Annotated in this window: 1 protein-coding gene; it reads right to left on the bottom strand. The window is 72.8% G+C overall.

Going from position 1 to position 1,528, the window contains the following annotated elements; all coding sequences use genetic code 11:
• On the bottom strand, window positions 1-1,528 hold a 1,528-nt coding region (locus tag QQK25_RS22875; RefSeq protein ID WP_284190033.1), incomplete at both ends, for a hypothetical protein.

The following is a 1,528-nucleotide window of genomic DNA, read 5'->3' as shown; positions in this document are numbered from 1 at the left end:
GACGACGGCCGCCGGCCCCATGCTGCCGCCGCTGGCCGCCGACACCACCACCGTCGCGGCGACGGCCGCCACCAGCTGCGCGGCGGTTGAGGCGAAGGCGCGATTGGCCGGGGCGAAGGCATCCAGCGCGGCCATCGCGCGGTAGTACAGATCGGCCAGCTGGGCCAGCTCGGCCCGGCCGATGCCGCGCAGGCGCACCTGATCGAAATACACCCGGAAGCGCGCGGCGTTCTCGTCCACGTTGGGCCCGGCCCAACTGAGGGTGTCGGTGGTTGCCCGGGAGCCGGCGGTGCGGATGGCGGCGAGCCGTTCTTCCAGCCGGTAGTGCATGAAGTCGGCTTCGACCGCCGGGTCCTGCCCCGTGGCGCCGCTGAGGTCGGGTTCGCCAAAGGCCACGGTCTCGAAGGCGAGGCGCAGGTCGTGGTCGCGCTCGCCGATCTGCTCGGCGGCGACCACTGCGGCATCGTAGCGTTCGGCCAGCGCGCGTTCGGCTTCGCTGACGGACTGGTTGGGGTTGGCCTGCAGCTGGCGGCGGATCACCATGCCCCGGCGCAGTTCGGCCTGGGCGGCCGGTGTGCGCATCACCAGCTCGATGAAGGCGCGCGGGTCTTCGATGCGTTCTGTGATCCGCCCGCCGCGCACCACCAGCTCCACCGCGTCGCCGCGCATCAGCGCCTCGGCCTCGCCGGCCAGCCCGCGCCGCAGGCGTGAGGCGTCGAGGCGCTCGCGCATGGTGCCCCGCTCCAGGCTGCGCAGCAGCTCGACCAGCGGCGGCGTTGGCGGGCGGGGATGGGCGTCGGCGGGCGGTGCCGGCGGATGCTCGACAAGCTGGACCAGGGCCGCGCGGCGTGGCTCGGCCATCCGCGACAAGGCGATCCAGACGCGGCTCTGATTGCCGGCCCGCCACGCGCTTTCGATGTCGTTGGCGTCGAGCAGCGCCTGCTGGCTGATCAGGAACGCGCTGCCGGCCAGGTCGGGATGCCCCTCGTAGAGCGCCGCCAGCAGCAGCGCCTCGCGGGCGGGGCTGGGGTTGATGCCGAGGATCTGGGTGAGCTTGGCCTGATACCAGGGCGAGTGGGTGAGCTCCAACCGGCCTCGCACCGGCACGCGACGGATGAAGGTGAGGAGTTCGTCGAAGGTGCTGACCTGATTGATGAGGAACTCTGCCGACCGTTCCGGCGGAACGCCGAGGGCCTCGAGGGTGGCGGCGCCGGTTTCGTGGGATGCGAAGTACATCGCCTGCACCAGCGTGCGCTCGTGGAAGCGGGCCTGCAGGGCGGCCAGCTCGGCTTCACGTCGGGTGCGCTCCTCGCTGGACGCAGGGGGCAGGGCGGCGAGGCGTTCGCGGGCGCGGTTGATGAGTTCGCCGGCGCGGGTGGCGGCGTTCTCGAGCATGGCCGGCGAGACATCGCTCGTGCGGTTGCCGGCTTCGCGCATGGCGCGCTCCAGGGCGCGGGCGTCGCCGCTGTCGGCGGCGATGGCGCCCAGCTGGGCCATGTCGGCGCCCATGTTGGGCCAGCTTCCGCCG

This window comes from Zoogloea oryzae, assembly GCF_030161255.1.
In the GTDB taxonomy this organism is placed as follows: domain Bacteria; phylum Pseudomonadota; class Gammaproteobacteria; order Burkholderiales; family Rhodocyclaceae; genus Zoogloea; species Zoogloea oryzae.
This window is presented reverse-complemented; position numbering and strand designations above follow the sequence as displayed.